The 16,856-nt window shown below is 67.4% G+C and carries 20 protein-coding genes; 19 read left to right on the top strand and 1 reads right to left on the bottom strand.

The window, feature by feature from the left end:
* Positions 1-640, bottom strand: a 640-nt coding sequence (locus tag RMN99_RS07790; RefSeq protein ID WP_309622739.1) for a sigma-54 factor interaction domain-containing protein, incomplete at its 3' end; no start/stop codon positions are given.
* Positions 641-1,003: 363 nt separating this feature from the next.
* Here RMN99_RS07790 and RMN99_RS07795 point away from each other — a divergent pair.
* The 19 genes from RMN99_RS07795 (at position 1,004) to RMN99_RS07885 (ending at position 16,778) form a co-directional block, all read left to right on the top strand.
* Positions 1,004-2,257: a sigma 54-interacting transcriptional regulator gene (locus RMN99_RS07795; protein ID WP_309622740.1), complete on the top strand. Its 1,254-nt coding sequence runs from the start codon at positions 1,004-1,006 to the stop codon at positions 2,255-2,257.
* Positions 2,254-2,619, top strand: a complete 366-nt coding sequence (gene fliE, locus RMN99_RS07800; protein WP_309622741.1) for a flagellar hook-basal body complex protein FliE — start codon at positions 2,254-2,256, stop codon at positions 2,617-2,619. Before RMN99_RS07795 ends, fliE begins: the two co-directional genes overlap by 4 nt.
* Positions 2,620-2,622: 3 nt before the next feature.
* The gene (gene fliF / locus RMN99_RS07805) at positions 2,623-4,227 is read left to right on the top strand and encodes a flagellar basal-body MS-ring/collar protein FliF (RefSeq protein WP_309622742.1); all 1,605 of its coding nucleotides are present in this window, start codon (positions 2,623-2,625) and stop codon (positions 4,225-4,227) included.
* On the top strand, positions 4,224-5,255 hold the full coding sequence (fliG, locus tag RMN99_RS07810) for a flagellar motor switch protein FliG (protein ID WP_309622743.1): 1,032 nt from the start codon (positions 4,224-4,226) through the stop codon (positions 5,253-5,255). The genes fliF and fliG overlap by 4 nt, the downstream gene beginning before the upstream one ends.
* On the top strand, positions 5,248-5,817 hold the full coding sequence (locus tag RMN99_RS07815; protein ID WP_309622744.1) for a FliH/SctL family protein: 570 nt from the start codon (positions 5,248-5,250) through the stop codon (positions 5,815-5,817). The genes fliG and RMN99_RS07815 overlap by 8 nt, the downstream gene beginning before the upstream one ends.
* Positions 5,811-7,142: a FliI/YscN family ATPase gene (locus RMN99_RS07820; protein WP_309622745.1), complete on the top strand. Its 1,332-nt coding sequence runs from the start codon at positions 5,811-5,813 to the stop codon at positions 7,140-7,142. The genes RMN99_RS07815 and RMN99_RS07820 overlap by 7 nt, the downstream gene beginning before the upstream one ends.
* Positions 7,132-7,557 carry a hypothetical protein gene (locus RMN99_RS07825; protein ID WP_309622746.1) on the top strand — a complete coding sequence of 142 codons (426 nt, stop codon included), beginning with the start codon at positions 7,132-7,134 and terminating at the stop codon, positions 7,555-7,557. The genes RMN99_RS07820 and RMN99_RS07825 overlap by 11 nt, the downstream gene beginning before the upstream one ends.
* A 34-nt stretch (positions 7,558-7,591) precedes the next feature.
* Complete coding sequence (locus RMN99_RS07830; RefSeq protein WP_309622747.1) at positions 7,592-9,001, top strand: hypothetical protein; 1,410 nt, start codon at positions 7,592-7,594, stop codon at positions 8,999-9,001.
* A gap of 25 nt (positions 9,002-9,026) precedes the next feature.
* Positions 9,027-9,635, top strand: coding sequence for a flagellar basal body-associated FliL family protein (fliL, locus tag RMN99_RS07835; protein ID WP_309622748.1), 609 nt, complete (start codon positions 9,027-9,029; stop codon positions 9,633-9,635).
* Positions 9,632-10,519 (top strand): FliM/FliN family flagellar motor switch protein, encoded by an 888-nt coding sequence (locus tag RMN99_RS07840; protein ID WP_309622749.1) that lies wholly within the window; start codon positions 9,632-9,634, stop codon positions 10,517-10,519. The genes fliL and RMN99_RS07840 overlap by 4 nt, the downstream gene beginning before the upstream one ends.
* Positions 10,520-10,541: 22 nt before the next feature.
* Positions 10,542-10,814: a flagellar motor switch protein FliN gene (gene fliN / locus RMN99_RS07845; protein WP_309622750.1), complete on the top strand. Its 273-nt coding sequence runs from the start codon at positions 10,542-10,544 to the stop codon at positions 10,812-10,814.
* On the top strand, positions 10,811-11,080 hold the full coding sequence (locus tag RMN99_RS07850; RefSeq protein WP_309622751.1) for a flagellar biosynthetic protein FliO: 270 nt from the start codon (positions 10,811-10,813) through the stop codon (positions 11,078-11,080). The genes fliN and RMN99_RS07850 overlap by 4 nt, the downstream gene beginning before the upstream one ends.
* On the top strand, positions 11,077-11,820 hold the full coding sequence (gene fliP / locus RMN99_RS07855; protein WP_309622752.1) for a flagellar type III secretion system pore protein FliP: 744 nt from the start codon (positions 11,077-11,079) through the stop codon (positions 11,818-11,820). Before RMN99_RS07850 ends, fliP begins: the two co-directional genes overlap by 4 nt.
* A 192-nt stretch (positions 11,821-12,012) precedes the next feature.
* Positions 12,013-12,285: a flagellar biosynthesis protein FliQ gene (gene fliQ, locus RMN99_RS07860; RefSeq protein ID WP_309622753.1), complete on the top strand. Its 273-nt coding sequence runs from the start codon at positions 12,013-12,015 to the stop codon at positions 12,283-12,285.
* Positions 12,282-13,064, top strand: a complete 783-nt coding sequence (fliR, locus tag RMN99_RS07865) for a flagellar biosynthetic protein FliR (RefSeq protein WP_309622754.1) — start codon at positions 12,282-12,284, stop codon at positions 13,062-13,064. The genes fliQ and fliR overlap by 4 nt, the downstream gene beginning before the upstream one ends.
* Complete coding sequence (locus tag RMN99_RS07870) at positions 13,061-14,194, top strand: EscU/YscU/HrcU family type III secretion system export apparatus switch protein (protein ID WP_309622755.1); 1,134 nt, start codon at positions 13,061-13,063, stop codon at positions 14,192-14,194. Before fliR ends, RMN99_RS07870 begins: the two co-directional genes overlap by 4 nt.
* A gap of 30 nt (positions 14,195-14,224) precedes the next feature.
* On the top strand, positions 14,225-15,649 hold the full coding sequence (fliD, locus tag RMN99_RS07875; protein ID WP_309622756.1) for a flagellar filament capping protein FliD: 1,425 nt from the start codon (positions 14,225-14,227) through the stop codon (positions 15,647-15,649).
* A gap of 3 nt (positions 15,650-15,652) precedes the next feature.
* Positions 15,653-16,027 carry a flagellar protein FliS gene (locus RMN99_RS07880; protein WP_309622757.1) on the top strand — a complete coding sequence of 125 codons (375 nt, stop codon included), beginning with the start codon at positions 15,653-15,655 and terminating at the stop codon, positions 16,025-16,027.
* 148 nt (positions 16,028-16,175) lie between these two features.
* Positions 16,176-16,778 carry a LuxR C-terminal-related transcriptional regulator gene (locus RMN99_RS07885; RefSeq protein WP_309622758.1) on the top strand — a complete coding sequence of 201 codons (603 nt, stop codon included), beginning with the start codon at positions 16,176-16,178 and terminating at the stop codon, positions 16,776-16,778.
* Positions 16,779-16,856: the final 78 nt, after the last annotated feature.

Raw genomic sequence — 16,856 nt, forward strand, 5'->3', positions numbered from 1 at the left:
CCTGCAGCGCGCGCAGCAGCTTGGCCTGAAGCCCCAGCGGCATTTCCGCGATCTCGTCGAGCATCAAGGTGCCGCCATCGGCCGCGCGGAAGAAGCCTTGCGCCGCTTCGGTGGCCCCGGTGAAGGCGCCCTTCTTGTGGCCGAACAGCAGCGCTTCCAGCATCGTTTCGGGCATCGCCGCGCAGTTTACGGCCACGAACGGCTTGGCACTGCGCGGGCTGCGCTGGTGGATGAAGCGGCTCAGCACTTCCTTGCCGGTGCCGGTCGGTCCGCCGATCAGCACCGGAATCTGGCTGGCGGCCAGTCGCTCAGCCAGCGCCAGCACCGACAGCGATTCGGGATCGGCGGCGATCGGCAGACCCGGCGTAGCCATTACGGCAAGCAGCGCGGCCAGCGCGCTTTCGTCGCCCGGGTCTGCATAAGCAAGCGTGTAGCGGCCGCGGCCGCCGTCGCGGGTCAGCGCGCAGATTGCAGAGCGTTCCAGCGTGATCACCGGGCCGGGTCCGGGCTGAACCGGATCGGCCGGGCAGCGCAGCAGCGGCATTGCCGATCCTTCCAGCGTGCCGAGGATCGCTGCGGCACGCTGCAGCAATGCCGCGTGGCCGCGCCTGAGCCCCTCTGTTGATCCCAAACCGTTCATCGTTATGGCCCCCTGATTAACCATGCTTCGCGGGCTCTTTTGTGCGCAGAACGTCGAACGGTTCGGTAATTTAAGCCCAAGGACAAACGCTTAAGTATTTTCCCGTTGACGCGGGAAGCAACACCGGCCCGCTCCCCCGGCCCGACCACCCGTGACGTGGTACCCTTGGGGTGGTCGGGGTGCCCCGACGAAATTGTCCCCCGGACATTTTCGCGATCTCGTGACACGGGAACGGGCCGGTGGTGCTTCCCGCGTCAGGGGGAAATTACCTAAGCGTTTGTCCCTGAGCTTAAATTACCAAACAGTTTGCCGTCTTGCGCGCAAAAGAGCCCTCGAAGCATGGTTAATCAGGGGGTCATAACGATGAACGGTTTGGGAGCAACAGAAGGCGTCAGGCGCGGCCACGCGGCGCTGCTGCAGCGCGCTGCGGCAATACTCGGCACGCTCGAAGGTTCGGCGATGCCGCTGCTGCGTTGCCCGGCCGACCCGGTTCAGCCCGGGCCCGGCCCGGTGATCACGCTCGAACGCTCTGCAATCGCTTCGCTGACCCGCGACGGTGGCCGCGGCCGCTTCACCCTTGCCTATGCCGACGCAGGCGACGAAAGCGCGCTGGCCGCGCTGCTTGCGGTGATGGCCACTCCGGGCCTGCCGATTGCCGCCGATCCCGAATCGCTTTCGGTGCTGGCCCTGGCAGAACGGCTGGCCGCCAGCGAGATCCCGGTGCTGATCGGCGGGCCGACCGGCACCGGCAAGGAGGTGCTGAGCCGCTTCATCCATCAGCGCAGCCCCCGCAGCGCCAAACCATTCGTGGCCGTCAACTGCGCGGCAATGCCCGAAACGATGCTCGAAGCCTTGCTGTTCGGACACAAGAAAGGCGCCTTTACCGGTGCCAGCGAAGCCGCACTGGGCTTCTTCCGCGCGGCTGATGGCGGCACCTTGATGCTGGACGAGATCGCGGAAATGCCGCTGGGGCTTCAGGCCAAGCTGCTGCGCGCGCTGCAGGAAGGCGAAGTCGTGCCGATCGGATCGACCGAGCCGATCAAGGTCGATGTGCGGATCATCGCCTGCGCCAACCGCGATCTGCCCACCGAAGTGGCCGAAGGCCGGTTCCGCGCCGATCTGTTCTACCGCCTCAACGTCTTCCCGCTGGGCCTGCGCCCGTTGCGCGAGCGGGCCGAGGATATTGCCCCGCTGGCCTTTGCCATGGTGCTGCGCCACACCGCGTCAAACCGGGCGGTGCCGTGGATTTGCGCAGCAGCGCTGGCCATGCTCAAACTGCACGGCTGGCCGGGCAATGTCCGCGAACTGGAAAACGTGATGCGCCGCGCGCTGCTGCTGGCGGATGGCCAGACAGAGATTGCACCGCACCATATCGTCTTCGATCAGCCCGCGCGGCTGGTCGGCGATGCCCTGCCCGCCGCCGGCCAGCCCGATCCGCGCCGTCTGTCGAACATCGTCCAGATTTCCGAAGCCCGCGCGATCATGGCAACGCTGGCGGCCTGCGGCGGCAACCGGCTTGCTGCAGCGCGCGAGCTGGGGATTTCGGAACGCACGCTGCGTTACCGCCTGGCCGCGTTTCGTGACGCCGGGATCGCCATGGCCGGAGGCCGGCGATGAACGGAATCGGCCCCATTGGTGGCGGCGGGATCCAGCAGATCCTGGCGATGCGCCAGCAGATCCTCGATCGCTCACAGATCCTCAAGGATGTCCATCAGGCCACGCAAGGCGGTGCGCCTGCCGCGCAGGCCCCGCCCCCTGGCGGGGGCTTTGGTGGCGCGCTGAGCAATGCCTTGCAGGACGTATCGGCCACCCAAGGCCGGGCGGAGGATCTGTCCGCCGCTTACGAACGCGGTGACGTGACCGACATCGCCAAAGTCATGCTGGCCCGCCAGGAAGCCGGGGTCGCGTTCGAGGCAACGCTGCAGGTGCGCAACCGCCTGCTCAGTGCCTACCAGGATATCATGCGGATGGGAGTGTAACCGATGGCCGAGGCTGACTTTGCCCCAACCAACACGCCGCTGGTGCCGCTTGCCACCGGCGGACCGCTGGACCGCCTGCGTGCGCTGAGTGCCCAGCCGCTGGTGCGCCGCGCGCTGCCGTGGTTTCTTGGCGCCGCCGCGATCGGCGGTGTCGCGCTGACCTGGTCGCTGCTCAGCCCCGCGCCGCAGCGCATCCTTTATTCCGAACTTGATGACAATAGCCGCGCCGGGGTGGTTTCCAGCCTCGACAAAGCCGGGATCGCCTACAGGATCGACAACGCTACCGGCACGCTGACGGTGGCTGAAGATGATCTTTACAAGGCGCGGATGCTGGTCGCGCAGGATGGCGCGCTGGCCACGCCCGATCCCACCGCCGCGCTCGACAGCCTGCCGCTGGGTGCCAGCAAGAACCTTGAAGGCGAACGCCTGCGCGCCGCGCGCGAGCACGAGCTGCAACTGACGATCGAGGAGATCGACGGGGTGGAGGGTGTGCGCGTGCATCTGGCCGAAGGGGCCAGGTCGGTCTTCGTGCGCGACAATTCACCGCCCACCGCATCGGTGATGCTGCGCATGGCCAAGGGCCGGCAATTGTCCGACGGGCAGGTGGCGGCGATCGTCAATCTGGTCGCCGGGTCGGTGCCGGGGATGAACGCCGATGCGGTGCGCGTCGCCGATCAGCGCGGCAAGCTGCTGTCCGCTGGCGGCAATGCCGACAGCGACCGGCTGGAACTGCAGGGCCGGATGGAAGACAAGCTGCGCGCGCAGCTTGATACCCTGCTGACCCCGATGCTGGGGGCGGGCAATTTCTCCAGCGAGATCCAGCTTGAGCTTGACATGGACGAGGTCACTTCGGCGCGCGAACGGTTCGACAAGGACGGTGTGGTCCGCTCTGAAACGCAGGAACAATCGCAGGCCGGCAGCACCGCGCCGGGGCTGGCGCAGGGCATTCCCGGCCAGCTTTCGAACACTCCGCCGCCTGCGGCCACCGCTACGCCGGGCCCGCCGCAAGGGCAGAGCGCCGCGGCAGCGCCCGCACAAGGCGGGGTTAACGGCGAAAGCTCGGCCAGCCGCACTTACGAACTGGGCCGCGAAGTTTCGGTCGCCAATGCCGCGCCCGGCAAGATCAAGCGGCTGTCGGTCGCGGTTGCGGTCAGCCAGGAGGTGATGAAGAAGGCCAAGCCCGGCGATATCGAGCAGATCAAGGCGCTGGTCGCCGCTGCGACAGGGGTCGATCCGCAGCGCGGCGACCAGATTCAGGTGCTGGTCCGCCCGTTCGACGTGCCCGAAGACACCGCCTTGCCGTTCTACGAAACGCCGTGGTTTGCCATGGTGGTGCGGACAGTGGCGGCCTTGCTGGGCGTGTTGCTGGTTTTGCTGATGGGCGTGCGCCCGCTGGTCCGCGCCTTGAAGCGCGATCCCGCCCCCGCCGGTGAACGTAATAACGGCAGCGCCGCGCCGCGAACTTTGCCCACGCACGGCCCGGTCGATGCTGCAGTCTTGGGACGCCAGGTCGGTCTGGCGCAGCGGATCGTCGAGGAAAAGCCTGAGGACGCGCTGGTGGCACTGCGTGCCATGCTGGGCCAATCGGCAGCGGAGACGGCACGATGAGCGCGCTGGCCGAAACCGCGCTTGCCGGGCTGGGCGATGCCGAACGTGCAGCCGTCATGATCATGCTGCTGGAAGAGGATCAGGCCGCGCAGATCCTCAGCCAGCTGGGCCCGGAAGAGCTTGCGCTGCTGGGCGAGAAAATGTGCAGCCTGGGCGATATCAGCCCCGACCAGATCACCCAGGCAATCAGCGGCTTCGTCAATTCCGCGCAGCAGCAAGGCATCAGCGCGCGCGGGCGCAACGATCACGTGCGCCGGGTGATGACCAAGGCGGTGGGCGCGCTGAAGGGCGAGAACCTGATGCAGAAGATCCTGCCCGAAGGTGCAGTAACCGGCCCCGCAATCGAACTCGCGCGCTGGCTGACCCCGCAGGCGCTGATCCCGCTGGTCAAGGGCGAGCACCCCCAGGCGATTGCGGTGCTGCTGGTGCAACTTGACGCGCAAGTGGCAGCCGAAGTGCTCCATGCGCTCAAACCCGATGAACAGACCCAGGTGGTCCACCGCGTCGCCACGCTGGGGCCGATCTCTGGCGATACGGTCACCATGCTTGAAACGCTGCTCGAACAACGCATCGCCCAGCGCCACGGCAAGGGCGTGCTGTCGATGGGCGGGGCCAAACAGGCCGCAGACATCATCAACCAGGCCGGCAAGGCCGCTGAAAAGCGGATCATGCCTGAACTGAACAAGATCGACAAAGCACTGGCCAAAGCGATCGAAGGCGAGATGTTCAAGTTCGAACACCTGTTCGCGCTCGATCCCCAGGCGATGGGTGCGCTGCTGCGCGAAGTTGAAAGCGAAGTGCTGATCGACGCGCTGAAAGGCACCGCAGAGGAAAGCCGCGACGTGTTTTTCCGCGCCATGTCGAGCCGCGCGGCTGACGGTGTCAAGGACGAGATCGCGGCGCGCGGACGCCTGAAAATGGCCGAGGTGCTCGAAGCGCAAAAGGCGATTGTCACCATCGCCCGGCGGCTGGCGGTAGATGGCGTGATCCAGTTCGGCGCAGGCGGCGGGGATGACGACTATGTCTAGCCTCCCCTTCGCGGCGCTGGCGGCGGGTGGCGGGTTTCAGGCCGATCCGCGCTATGCCACCGACCTTTTCGAACGCGAAGCCGCCGACCCGGTCGATCCCCTGACCCAGGCCTGGGACGAGGGCTATGCCGCCGGTCATGCCGAGGCCAGCGCGGCGGCGCTTGCCGGAGCCGAAGCCGATGCCGCAGCGCGCGCTGCGATCACGCTGTCGCTGGCCCGGCTCGATTCGCAGCTGGCCGAAGCGCTGCGGCAAAAGCTGTTCGTCACGGTCGAAACCTTGTGCGAGGCGGCGATCGCACCGCTCGCGCTCGATCAGGCGGCGCTGACCGTGCGGGTCGAACGCGCCGCGGCAATGCTGTCGCGCGCCGATGATGAACGCGTGCTGCGGCTCCATCCCGACGATTTCAAACTGGTTGCGCGGCACTTGCCCGCCGACCTTGAAGTGCTTTCTGATCCGGCGCTTGAACGTGGAAGTCTGCGGATCGAAAGCGCCAGTGGCGGGGTCGAGGACGGCCCGGCCCACTGGCGCCGCGCGATTGCCGAGGCGCTGGGGCAATGCTGAACCTGTTCGACCCCCTGCTCAGCGAGCTTGCTGCCGCAACGATCGATCTCTCACCCGGCCGATATGGCTTGCTGACCGCTTGCGATGGCGGGCTGCTCGAAGTTTCGGGCCTCAGCGCCCCGGTCGGCGCGCTTTGCAAGGTGGCGCAAGGGCCGAACGAACCGCTGACCGCCGAAGTGATCGGCTTCAGGAATGGCCGTACCTTGATGATGCTGCTGGGCGATACGGTGATGCTGCGCCCCGGCGCGCGGGTGCGGGCCGAAGGCCAGCCCGGGATGCTGTATGTGGGCGAGGCGTTTTTGGGGCGCGCCGTCGATGGCCAGGGGCTGGCGATCGATGGCCTCGCGCCGATCCATTCGCGGCAAGCCTGGCCAGCGGGCGGCAAGCGCACCTCGGCGCTCGACCGATCAGGCGTGCGCGAACCGTTCGACGTGGGCGTGCGCGCACTCAACGCGCTGACCACCTTCGGGGTCGGCCAGCGGATCGGGATCATGGCGGGATCGGGCGTCGGCAAATCGGTCCTTCTCGACATGATCGCCAGCGGCGCCGAGGCCGAAGTGGTCATCGTCGGCCTGATCGGCGAACGCGCGCGCGAAGTGTCCGATTTCGTCGAACGCCATATGGCCGGGTCCAGGCGCGCGCGCACTGCGGTGGTTGCAGTGCCGGCTGACCATGCGCCGAACCTGCGGCTGCGCGGGGCGATGCTCGCCACGTCGCTGGCCGAATATTTCCGCGCACAGGGCCGCCAGGTGCTGCTGATCATGGACAGCTTGACCCGCGTGGCTCACGCCGCGCGCGAACTGGCGCTGTTGCTGGGCGAACCCGGCGCGGCGCGTGGCTATCCCCCTTCGGCACTGGCGGCGATTACCAAGCTGGTCGAGCGCGCGGGCAATTCAGCTGCCAGCGGCGGTTCGATAACCGGGATCTACACCGTGCTGGCCGACGGCGACAACCAGGACGATCCGGTGGTCGATACCGCGCGCTCGATCCTTGATGGCCACGTCGTGCTGAGCCGCGATCTGGCCCAGCGCGGGCAATATCCGGCGATCGATGTCGCCGCCTCGCTCAGCCGGGTGATGGACCGGATCGTAAGGCCCGAGCATGCCGCGTTGGCGCGCGAATTCCGCGCCCTTGTCGCCACTTACGAGGCAAACCGCGACCTGGTTCTGATGGGCGCATATCGTCCTGGTGCCGACCCGCTGCTCGACCGGGCGATCGCGATGCACGATGCGCTGAGTACGTTTCTGGGCCAGCACGCGCGCGAAGTGGTGCCGCTGGAGCGCAGCACCGCGGCGCTGGCACGGCTGCTGAGCGATGCGGACTGAGCAGCGCAAGTTGACGCGGCTGCGGCGGCTGGAAAAAGTGCGGGCGCTGGCCAGGCAACAAGCCGCACAGCAGGCCGCAGAGGCCGAAGGCACGCTCGCCCACCTGAACGCCCTGGCCGCGCGGACCCGCGCCATGGCTGATGGTTACCGCGATCTCAGCGCAATTGGCGATGGCCAGGCCTTGCGCCAGCAGGCCCGGTTCACGCTTGGTCTGGCCGGGATCACCCAGGCTACCAGCCGCGATGCCGCTTCGGCGCAGGCCATGGCCGATCTGCGCCAGCAGGAGCTGGCCCAGGCCGAACGCCGCCGCGCCGCTGTGGAAGACCGCGCGGCAGCCGGTGAACGCGCGCTCGCCCAGCGCGGTTCGCACCCGGCCAGCACCGCCCGCAAGCAAATTGGCACGGGGCTTGAATAGTGGGCGGCAGAGCCAATGCGAAGGAACCCCGTCGATGATTGCCAGCCCTGCCCTGACCGCCTTGGCCGCCCTGCCGATCCCCGGCAGCATGCCGCCAGGTGAACCGGCAGAAGCCGTGCAAGGCCCAGATTTCCTGACAATTCTGGCCCAGTCGGCCCGGCAGACACTGCCCGCCAGCGATGTTCCGATAGATCCGGCGACGTTCACAGCGCCCATCCTGCCCCAGCCCGCACCGGCAAGCGCGGCGGCAACCACCGGCAAAATCTTGCCGCCCGCCTTGCCGCAAACCGCCTTGCCCGAAGCGGCGCTTGCTGCCGAAACAACGTGCGAGGCGGACGCACCGCCCAGCGCTGCTTCGCCAACGGTGTTGCTGCACCGCGCAGCCCTGCCGCGCGGGCAGGCGAAGAAGGCCGAGCCTGCAGGGCCCATACTGGCCGAAGAACCCGCCCCCACCATCACGGACGAAGCTGACCTGCCCGAAGCAGCGCCCGAACCCGCCCCGGTGATCGCACTGCTGTCACTCCCCGCTCCGGCGCTGGCGGCACTGACCGCACATGCGCCCCAGCAGCCCGGGCACAGTGAGCATGCCGCCGTGCTGCGCGCTTTGCCCGCGCTGCCCGCACCCAGCCGCGCTGTCAGCGCTGAGCCTGAGGCCGCACTGCCGATCGAACTTGCCGCGCCGCAGACAGCGCTTGCCGTGCTGGCGCCGCGGGTCCAGCGCCGTCTCGCTCCCGCCGCGCCGCTGATCGAGACGGCTGCGTCGTCACTGTCCGTTCCGGCCGATCCCACGCCGAATCCGGCTCCGGCGCCGCTCCGCCAGGTGCGGGTCGCGGTGGCGCTGGCCGAAACTTTGCCGCGCGCCACCCGGGCCGAAGCCGGCGGGCTGATCCGGTTGCCGGCCGCGCTGCCCGGCGACGAAGGCGAAGCCGCAGCGCCCGCCATGTTGCCCCTGGCCGCGCCGCCAGCCGCGCCGCAATCGCTATTGGCGGCCGCACCCGCTGCGCCGCCCACCCGGCCGCAGGATTTCGCTGCGCTGATCGACCGGCTGTCCGCCGCGCGCGAGGCAGCCGCGCCGCAATCGGTCACGGTCAGCCTGGCGCATGCCGATTTTGGCCGGGTCCAGCTGAATTTCCGCCACGAGGATGGCACGCTGGCGGTTTCGCTGGCCAGCGCCGATCCCGATTTTGCCCGGATTGCCGCGCAGGCCGCACCGCCGGTCATCGCGCTGGCCGAACCGCGCAGCGCCGAAGCGGCGGCCCAGCAATCGGGCAGTCTGCAGACCAGCGCGCGCAGCGATAGCCAGAGCGCCCAGACCGCGCCCGGCAGCCAGCAGCGCGGCCACGGCCAGGATCGCCGCGGCGATGGCCCGCACCGTTTTGAAAGCCAGCCGCGCGCCCGCGCCAGCGCCGAACGGCCCGCCGGTCGCAGCGGCATTTTTGCCTGAACGATCAATGCAAGGGGACCAGACGATGAGTGACACAGCCGAACCGGGCGACAAGCCCAAGAAGAAGAAAAAGGGCAAAGGCCTGATGATCACGGCGATCGGCGCGCTGGTGCTGGTGGCAGCGGGCGGCGGCGGCACCTTTGCGCTGGTCCGGGCGGGGATGTTGGGCAGCAGTGCGCACGCCGAAAAGAAGCAGGAAAAGGACCTGCCAAAGCTGATCAAGAAGGGCGAGGAAGATCCCTATGCCCCCAAGACCGAAGCCAAGGAGGGCGAAAGCGAGGGCGGCGAGGAGGTCGAAGGCGAAGGCGGCAGTCTCTACAAGACCAGCTATTACGCCTTCACCGAAGACTTCACCTCAAACCTCAAGAATTCCAGCTCGCTGGTGCAGATCAATATCGCCTGCTCGACCCGCCGCGATGGCCGCGTGCTGATGTGGCTCAAAAAGCATGAACTGGCGATCCGCAGCGAAATCCTGGTGGTGCTGGCCGATACGCCCGAGGAAGACGCCTTCACCCCCGAGGGCAAGGACCACCTGCAAAAGCGGCTGACCGCAGCGATCAACAAGGTGCTGAGCGATACCGAAGGGTTCGGCGGGGTCGATCAGGTCTATTTCAAGAGCTTCCTGGTCCAGTGAAGAGCGCGCCTGCCTTTGTCGCTGAACGGGCGGCTGCGCAGCATTGCGCCGAATTGTTGCGGCGCGGGCCCGAACCCGCCGATCTGCTGCCCGCGCTGGCCCGCGCCGGGGAACGCTTTGCCCGCGCGCTGGCCCCGGCCTTGGCTGACCTGATCGGCGGCGATGCGCCCACGGTCACCGCGCTTGCCGCCGGCGAATTGCGCGAAAACGAGCTGGCGCAGGAACTGGGCGCACTTGCCGCCAACAGCTTGCTAGCCCCCTCCGCCCCCGGGGTCACGCTGCTCGCTTCGATCGATGGCGGCGCGGTGCTGCGGCTGGTGGACCGTGCTTATGGCGGAAAAGGCGATGCAGCTGGCCCGCTTCCGGCGCAATTCCCGCTTTCGGCCGAACTCCTGATCGCACGGCTTGAAGCGGTGATTGCCGCTTGCCTGGGTCTGGCGCTGGGCGAAGGGCCGCTGCGGGCGCTGAAGCGCAATCCGCGGATCGCGGAGCTGGCCCCGTTTCCCGCCGGTGCACCGCTTGCCGTGCTGCCGATCGAGGTGATGGAAGGCAAACGGGCTCCGTGGAAGCTGCGACTGGTCCTGCCGCTGGCTGCGCTGCCCAAGGTTCTAGGGGGCAGCGGCGGTTCTGGCCCCGGGCGCGCGCCGAGGCCAGCCGATCCGGCAGCCGCACCATTTTCCGAAGTGCCGCTGTCGCTGGTTGCGACCTTGGTCGACATGAACGTACCGCTCTCGGCGATCGCGGCGCTGGAGCCCGGCGCGGTGCTGCCGGTGGCGGTGGCGCGCGCGGTGCCGCTGAGCATCGGCGGGGCGGTGATCGCGCGCGGCTCGATCGGCGCACAGGACGATCTGGTGGCAATCCGCCTCACGCAGATCGCCGTTTAGAATTCTTGGACAGGGGACCAACATGACCATCCACACCCGCGGCTTCGACTTTCTGAAGGAAGTCGATGTGCGCCTTTCGGTCGAACTCGGCCGCACCGACATGAAGCTGAAAGACGTGCTGGCGCTGGGCGAAGATAGCGTGGTGATGCTCGAACGGCTGACCGATGCGCTGCTCGATGTCCACGTCAACGGCAAGCTGATCGCACGCGGCGAAATCATCGCGCAGGGCAATCGCTTTGGGCTACGGATCGTCGAAATGGCCGGTGCGCCGGCAGCCGGCGAGGGCGCGGCATGATCTGGTATGTGATCAAGCTGATCGTCCTGCTGCCGCTGATCGGCGGCCTCGCCTGGGGCACCCTCAAACTGGCGCAGAAGGCGCAAGGCCGGCTGGGCGGCGCGCAAGGCGCGGCCAGGCGGTTCCGGATTATCGAGACAACGATGCTGTCCCCGGGATTGAAGCTGGCGGTAATCGAATTCGGCGGGCGCGAGATTCTGGTCTCGGCGAGCCGTCAGGGGCTGACCCGGCTGGGCGATGCCCCGGTGCGGGAGCTGGGCGAATGAAGCGCCTCCTCGCCCTCCCCTTGCTTCTCCTTCCCACCCTCGCCCACGCGCAGAGCGCGATCCCCGGCGCGCTGGACCGGGCGCTGGGGCAAGTCGGCCCCGGCGGCGGGCCCGGCCTGTCTTTGTCGCTGCAGTTGCTGCTGGTCATGGGGCTGCTGACACTGCTGCCCGGGCTGATCCTGATGATGACCAGCTTCACCCGGGTGCTGGTGGTGCTGTCGATCCTGCGCCAGGCGCTGGGTCTCCAGCAAAGCCCGCCCAACCAGGTGCTGATCGGGCTGTCGCTGTTCCTTTCGCTGTTCGTGATGGCGCCGACGCTTGATGCGGTGAACGCGAAGGCGGTCCAGCCCTATGGTGCCGGGACGATCAACGCCGAGCAGGCCTTTGCCGCGGGCGGCGTGGAGTTTCACACCTTCATGATCCGCCAGACCCGCGAAAAAGACCTGATGATGTTTGCCGAAATGGCCAAGGCACCCAAGTTCGCGAACGTGGCGCAGGTGCCATTTTCGATCCTGCTGCCGGCCTTCGTCACCAGCGAACTCAAGACCGCGTTCCAGATCGGCTTCATGCTGTTCCTGCCGTTCCTGGTGATCGATCTGGTGGTTTCCTCGGTTTTGATGAGCCTGGGGATGATGATGATGAGCCCGACGATCGTCTCGCTGCCGTTCAAGCTGCTATTGTTCGTGCTGGTCGATGGCTGGGCGATGCTGATGGGCAGCCTGGCGGCGAGTTTCGGGTGATGGGGAAGCTTGGACCAGCAAGGTCCTCTCCATTTTGCGAAGCCAAATGGGGAGGTGGCATTCGCGCAGCGAATGACGGAGGGGTATCCACCCTCGCGCCATTACCCCTCCGTCTGCGGCTGGACGCCGCAGCCACCTCCCCATTTGCGGCATTCGCCGAAAATGGAGAGGATCTCAGCCGGGCTTTTTCCCATGGATGACACCGCCGCGCTTCTCGATCTGGCCGACCGGATGCTGTGGGTTACCGCGCTGGTAGCCGCCCCGGTGCTGCTCGCCAGCCTCGCCGTCGGGCTGGTGGTCGGGATCGTCCAGGCTGCGACGTCGGTCAACGAACAGACACTGACGTTCGTGCCCAAACTGGTGGTGACCGCGCTGGTGCTGGTGCTGTTCGGCGCTTCGATGCTGGGGCTGGTCGGCGATTTCACGGCCGAGATTTTCGCCCGGATCGCGGATACTGCGCGGTGAACACGCTGACTTTCGGGTTCGGTGCCGTCGAAACCGAGCTGTGGCGGCTGCTGTTCGTGATGACCCGGATCGGCGCAGCGCTGCTGGCCGCCCCGTTCTTCAGCGCCGCCGCCGTGCCGGTGCAGCTGCGCGTGGGCGTGGCCGGGGCGATCGCCGTGCTGGTAATCACCTGGCTGCCGGTCCAGGTGCCGCCCGCAGTGCTATCTGCCAGCGGGATCCTGGCGCTGCTGGCCGAAGTGCTGATCGGCCTGGCACTGGGCTTCGTGCTGCAATTGTCGTTCGCCGCGCCGGTGCTGGCGGCCGAACAGATCGGCGGGGCGATGGGGATGAGCATCGCCACCGCATCCGATCCGGTCAGCGGCGCGCATTCGCCCGCGCTGGGGCAGTATTTCACCGTGTTGCTGACGGTGGTGTTCCTTGGGCTTGGCGGGCATCTGACCTGGCTGGAACTGGTGATCGAAAGCTACACCGCTTTCCCCCCTGGCGCGGCCTGGCTAAGCCCCGATCACTTGCGCATCATTGTGGGCTTTGGCAGCGACATGTTTGTTGCCGCTGTCGCGATCGCGCTGCCGGTCACTTTGGTGCTGCTGCTGGTGCAGATGGCGGCGGGCGTGCTGAGCCGCTCTGCCCCGTCGCTCAACCTGTTTTCGCTGGGGCTGCCTGCGGGCGTGCTGGCGGGTATGGCTGCGCTGATCGCGGTTGCCCCGCTGCTGACCGATCAGTTCAACGAGCTGTCTTCCCAGATGATCGAACAGACCGCGAGCCTGCTGAAACGATGAGCGGCGAGAAAACCTTTGCCCCGACCGAGAAACGCAAACGCGATGCGGCGCTGAAAGGCGATGTGCTGCGTTCGCGCGATATGGCTAATGCGGCGGCGCTGCTGGCCGGGGCGGCGTGGCTCAAATTTGCCGGGCCGTGGCTGTTCGGCCGGTTGGCGCAAGGCGCGCGGGCCGGATTGCAGTGGGACCGCGCCGCGCTTGAGGACTTCTCTCCAGGCGCGGCGATGGCGCGGCTCGCGCTTGATGTGGCTGCACCGGTCCTGCTGCTGGCGCTGGGCGTGATGGCGGCGGTGCTGGCGGTGCAGCTGGGCCCGGCCGATGGGCGCTGGGTGGCGGCAAACCTTGCGCCCAAGGCTTCGCGGATCGATCCGCTGGCCGGGCTGGGGCGGATGTTCGGCGCGGCGGGATGGATCGAAGCGGGCAAGGGCATCGCCAAGGTGCTGCTGCTGGGCGCGATCGTCTGGACGTGGAGCCGCGCGCATCTGGCCGATCTGATCGGGCTTGGCCGGGTGGCAGCGCTGGGCCCGGCGCTGGCACTGGCGTGGCAGGCGCTTACGGGCTTGCTGTTGCTGCTGGCGGGCGGGCTGTTGCTGATCGCGATGGCCGATTTCCCGATCCAATGGGTCCGGCGCTATCTGCGCCTGCGGATGAGCCAGCAGGAACTGCGCGACGAGCACAAGGAAAGCGAAGGATCGCCCGAACGCAAGGCCGCACAACGCCAGCGCGCGCGGCACTATGCCGGTGGCGCGGTGGCCAGGGCGATGCGCGAAGCCCAATTCGTGCTGACCAACCCCAGCCACTTCGCGGTGGCGATGGCCTATGATCCGGCCAAGGCGGCCGCACCGATCGTGCTGGCCAAGGGCCGGGGTGACAAGGCGCTGGCGATGAAACAGCTGGCCGCCGAACTGGCGGTGCCCACGCTCGAATACCCGGCGCTGGCCCGTTCGGTCTATTTCACCACGCGCGAAAACCAGATGATCCGCGAAGAGCTTTACGCCGCCGTCGCCGCGGTGCTGGCCTTCGTCTTCTCGCTGCGGCGCGGGGAAAGCCCGGCGCGCCCGGCGATCGCGGTGCCGCTGGCGCTGCGCTTCGATGTGGAAGGCCGGCCCGATCCTGCGGCAAACACTTAAACGGGCGCGGCGCGGGCCGTTCTACGCATCATGCCCACCACATCCGTCACCAGTTCGATCGTCCAGACGCTTGGCGGCGGCAGCGGGATTGATATGGCAGCGTTGGCCGAAAGCCTGGCCACCGCGCAGTTCGCCGCCAAGATCGATCGCAACACCTTCAAAGCCGAATCGGTCGATCGCCAGATCACCGCAGCTTCGACCATCAAGAACATGATCCAGCAGCTGGCCTTGGGCGTGGGTGAGCGCGTGCGCACCGGCGATCTTTCCAGCCAGCCGCAAATCGCCAATGGCGCGGTCGCCGCCGTATCGCGCGGTGCGGCGACCGGCAGCGGCAGCTATACGCTCGAAGTGACCGGCCTTGCCGCCAGCCAGGTGCTGAGCAGCCCGGCGATTGCCGCACCGACCGGCCCGGTCGGTTCGGGCAGCCTGACGCTGCGCTTCGGCACGGTCAGCGGCGCGGCCTTCAGCGAGGATACCGCCCACGCAGCCGTGGCCATAACCATTGCCAGCGGTGCCACGCTGGCCGATGTGGCTGGCGCAATCAACGCCGCCGGCGCCGGGGTAACCGCCTATATCCTGAACGGCAGCGACGGCGCGCATCTGATGCTCAAAGGTAGCAGCGGCGCGGCCAATGGCTTTGTCATCGAAGCCGCCGAAACACCTGGCGAGGAAGGCCTTGCCGCGCTCGCCTGGACCCCCGCAGGCGATCCCGCGCGGTGCCTTGCCAATGCCGCCAGCGCGCAGTTCAAGCTTGATGGTCTGGCGATGACCAGCGCTTCGAACACGATCAGCAATATCGCCCCGGGGCTTACCCTGACATTGACCGGGACCAACGTGAACGCGCCGACCACGATCCGCTTTGGCGATCCGGCCGCTGCGGTGACCACCTTCATGAACGACCTGACCGCCGCGCTCAACGAGCTGGCGGGCGAGCTGGGCAAGGACGCCGATCCGCTCTCGGGCGATCTGGCGCGCGATCCCGGTACCCGGGCGCTGCGCCGCGCGCAGGCGCAGTTGGCCGGCAGCACGGTGATGCCCAACGCCGCAGCGGGTGCGCCGCGGACCTTGGCCGATCTGGGCCTCGCCACCAACCGCGACGGCACCTTCCGCCTCGATTCCACCCGGCTGGCCGCCACGCTCGGGTCGTCTCCCCCGGGCGTGACGGCAATGCTGACCAATGGCATCCACGGCGTGTTCGCCACAATCGACAAGCTGGGCCGCACCGTCAGCAGCATCAGCGATCCGGGCACCCTGGGGGGCTCTCTCGCCCGGCTCAATGCGCAGAAACTCAAGCTTGCGACCGAGAAGACCGACCTGGCCGAAGCGCAGGAAAAATTGCGCGCCCAGTTCATCACCCGGTTTGCCGCCACCGACAGCCGGGTCGGTGCCGCGCGCGCCACGCTCTCGTTCCTCAAGAACCAGATCGCAGCGTGGAACAACCCCAGCAACGGATAGGCCATGCACCTCCTCACCACGCCCAGTCAGGCCTATCGCCGGGTCGATTTCGATGCCCGGGTGGCCGTTGGCGACCCGCGCGAGCTGGTGCTGGTCTGTTTTGACCAGCTGGGCCATGCGCTGGGCCGCGCGCAGGCCGCGTCTGCTGCGGGCGACAACCAGGCCAAAAGCGAAGCCCTGACCCGCGCACTGGCAGCCATTGCGGCGTTGCAGCTGGGCATCGATCCCGCCGCCGTCATGGCTGCGGCGCTGCGCCAGTTCTATGCCGGCGCGCGCCGCGTGCTGCTGGATAACGTCATTGATTACGATCCGGCCGTGATCGGCGCCCTGGCCCGCGATCTGGGCGAGGTTGGCCGCGCACTGGGTGGAGGGGATTAATGTCCGATCTGGAGCAAGCTAAGTCTGCAATTGCAAACGATTTCATGACCACCTGCCGCCGCATACGCTTCGAAGTCGAGGTAACGCGGCAAGCATGGCAGCCACCTTCGGCATATCCCCTAGGCACTAACAATTAGGGTAAACTGCGATGCAACAGGGGCATACAATCATTTTGGTCGATTGCGACTTCCGCCGCCGTGCGGGGATTTCGCACAACCTTGCCGGGACCGGCATTCATGTTGAACCGTTCGAAAGTGTCAACGAGATGAAGCAGCGCTGGCCGCGCGGCTCTGTGGCCTTTGTCGCGGACGAAGCCGACGAGATTCACGACCTGATTGGTGCCATGGCCGATAGCGGCAACTGGCTGCCGCTGGTCGCCTATGCCGAAAACCCGTCGATCCCGCGGGTGGTGCGCGCGGTGCTGGCCGGCGCGCTGGACTATATCGACTGGCCGGTGGGCGAGGCGCAGGTACGCCTGGCGATCGACATGGCACAGACCAGTGGGGCCGCCACCGGCAATGCCCGCCTGCGCGAGGCGATGGCCCGCAGCCGGATCCGGAAGCTGACCCGGCGCGAGCGCGAAGTGCTGGAAGGGGTCGCCGATGGCCTGTCCAACCGGCTGATCGGCGAACGCCTGGCGATCAGCCCGCGCACGGTGGAAATCCACCGCGCCAACATGCTGGGCAAGATGGGTGCCAACCACACCAGCGAAGCGATCCGCATCGCGATCGAAGCTTCGCTGGTGGGTTAGGCTGCCACAGTCCGGCCAATCCAAGCCGCTGTAACCAAAATGCAGAAGGGGCCCCGTGCTGTTGCACGTGGCCCCTTC

The sequence above is a fragment of the Novosphingobium sp. genome (assembly GCF_031417815.1).
Taxonomy (GTDB): Bacteria; Pseudomonadota; Alphaproteobacteria; order Sphingomonadales; family Sphingomonadaceae; genus Novosphingobium.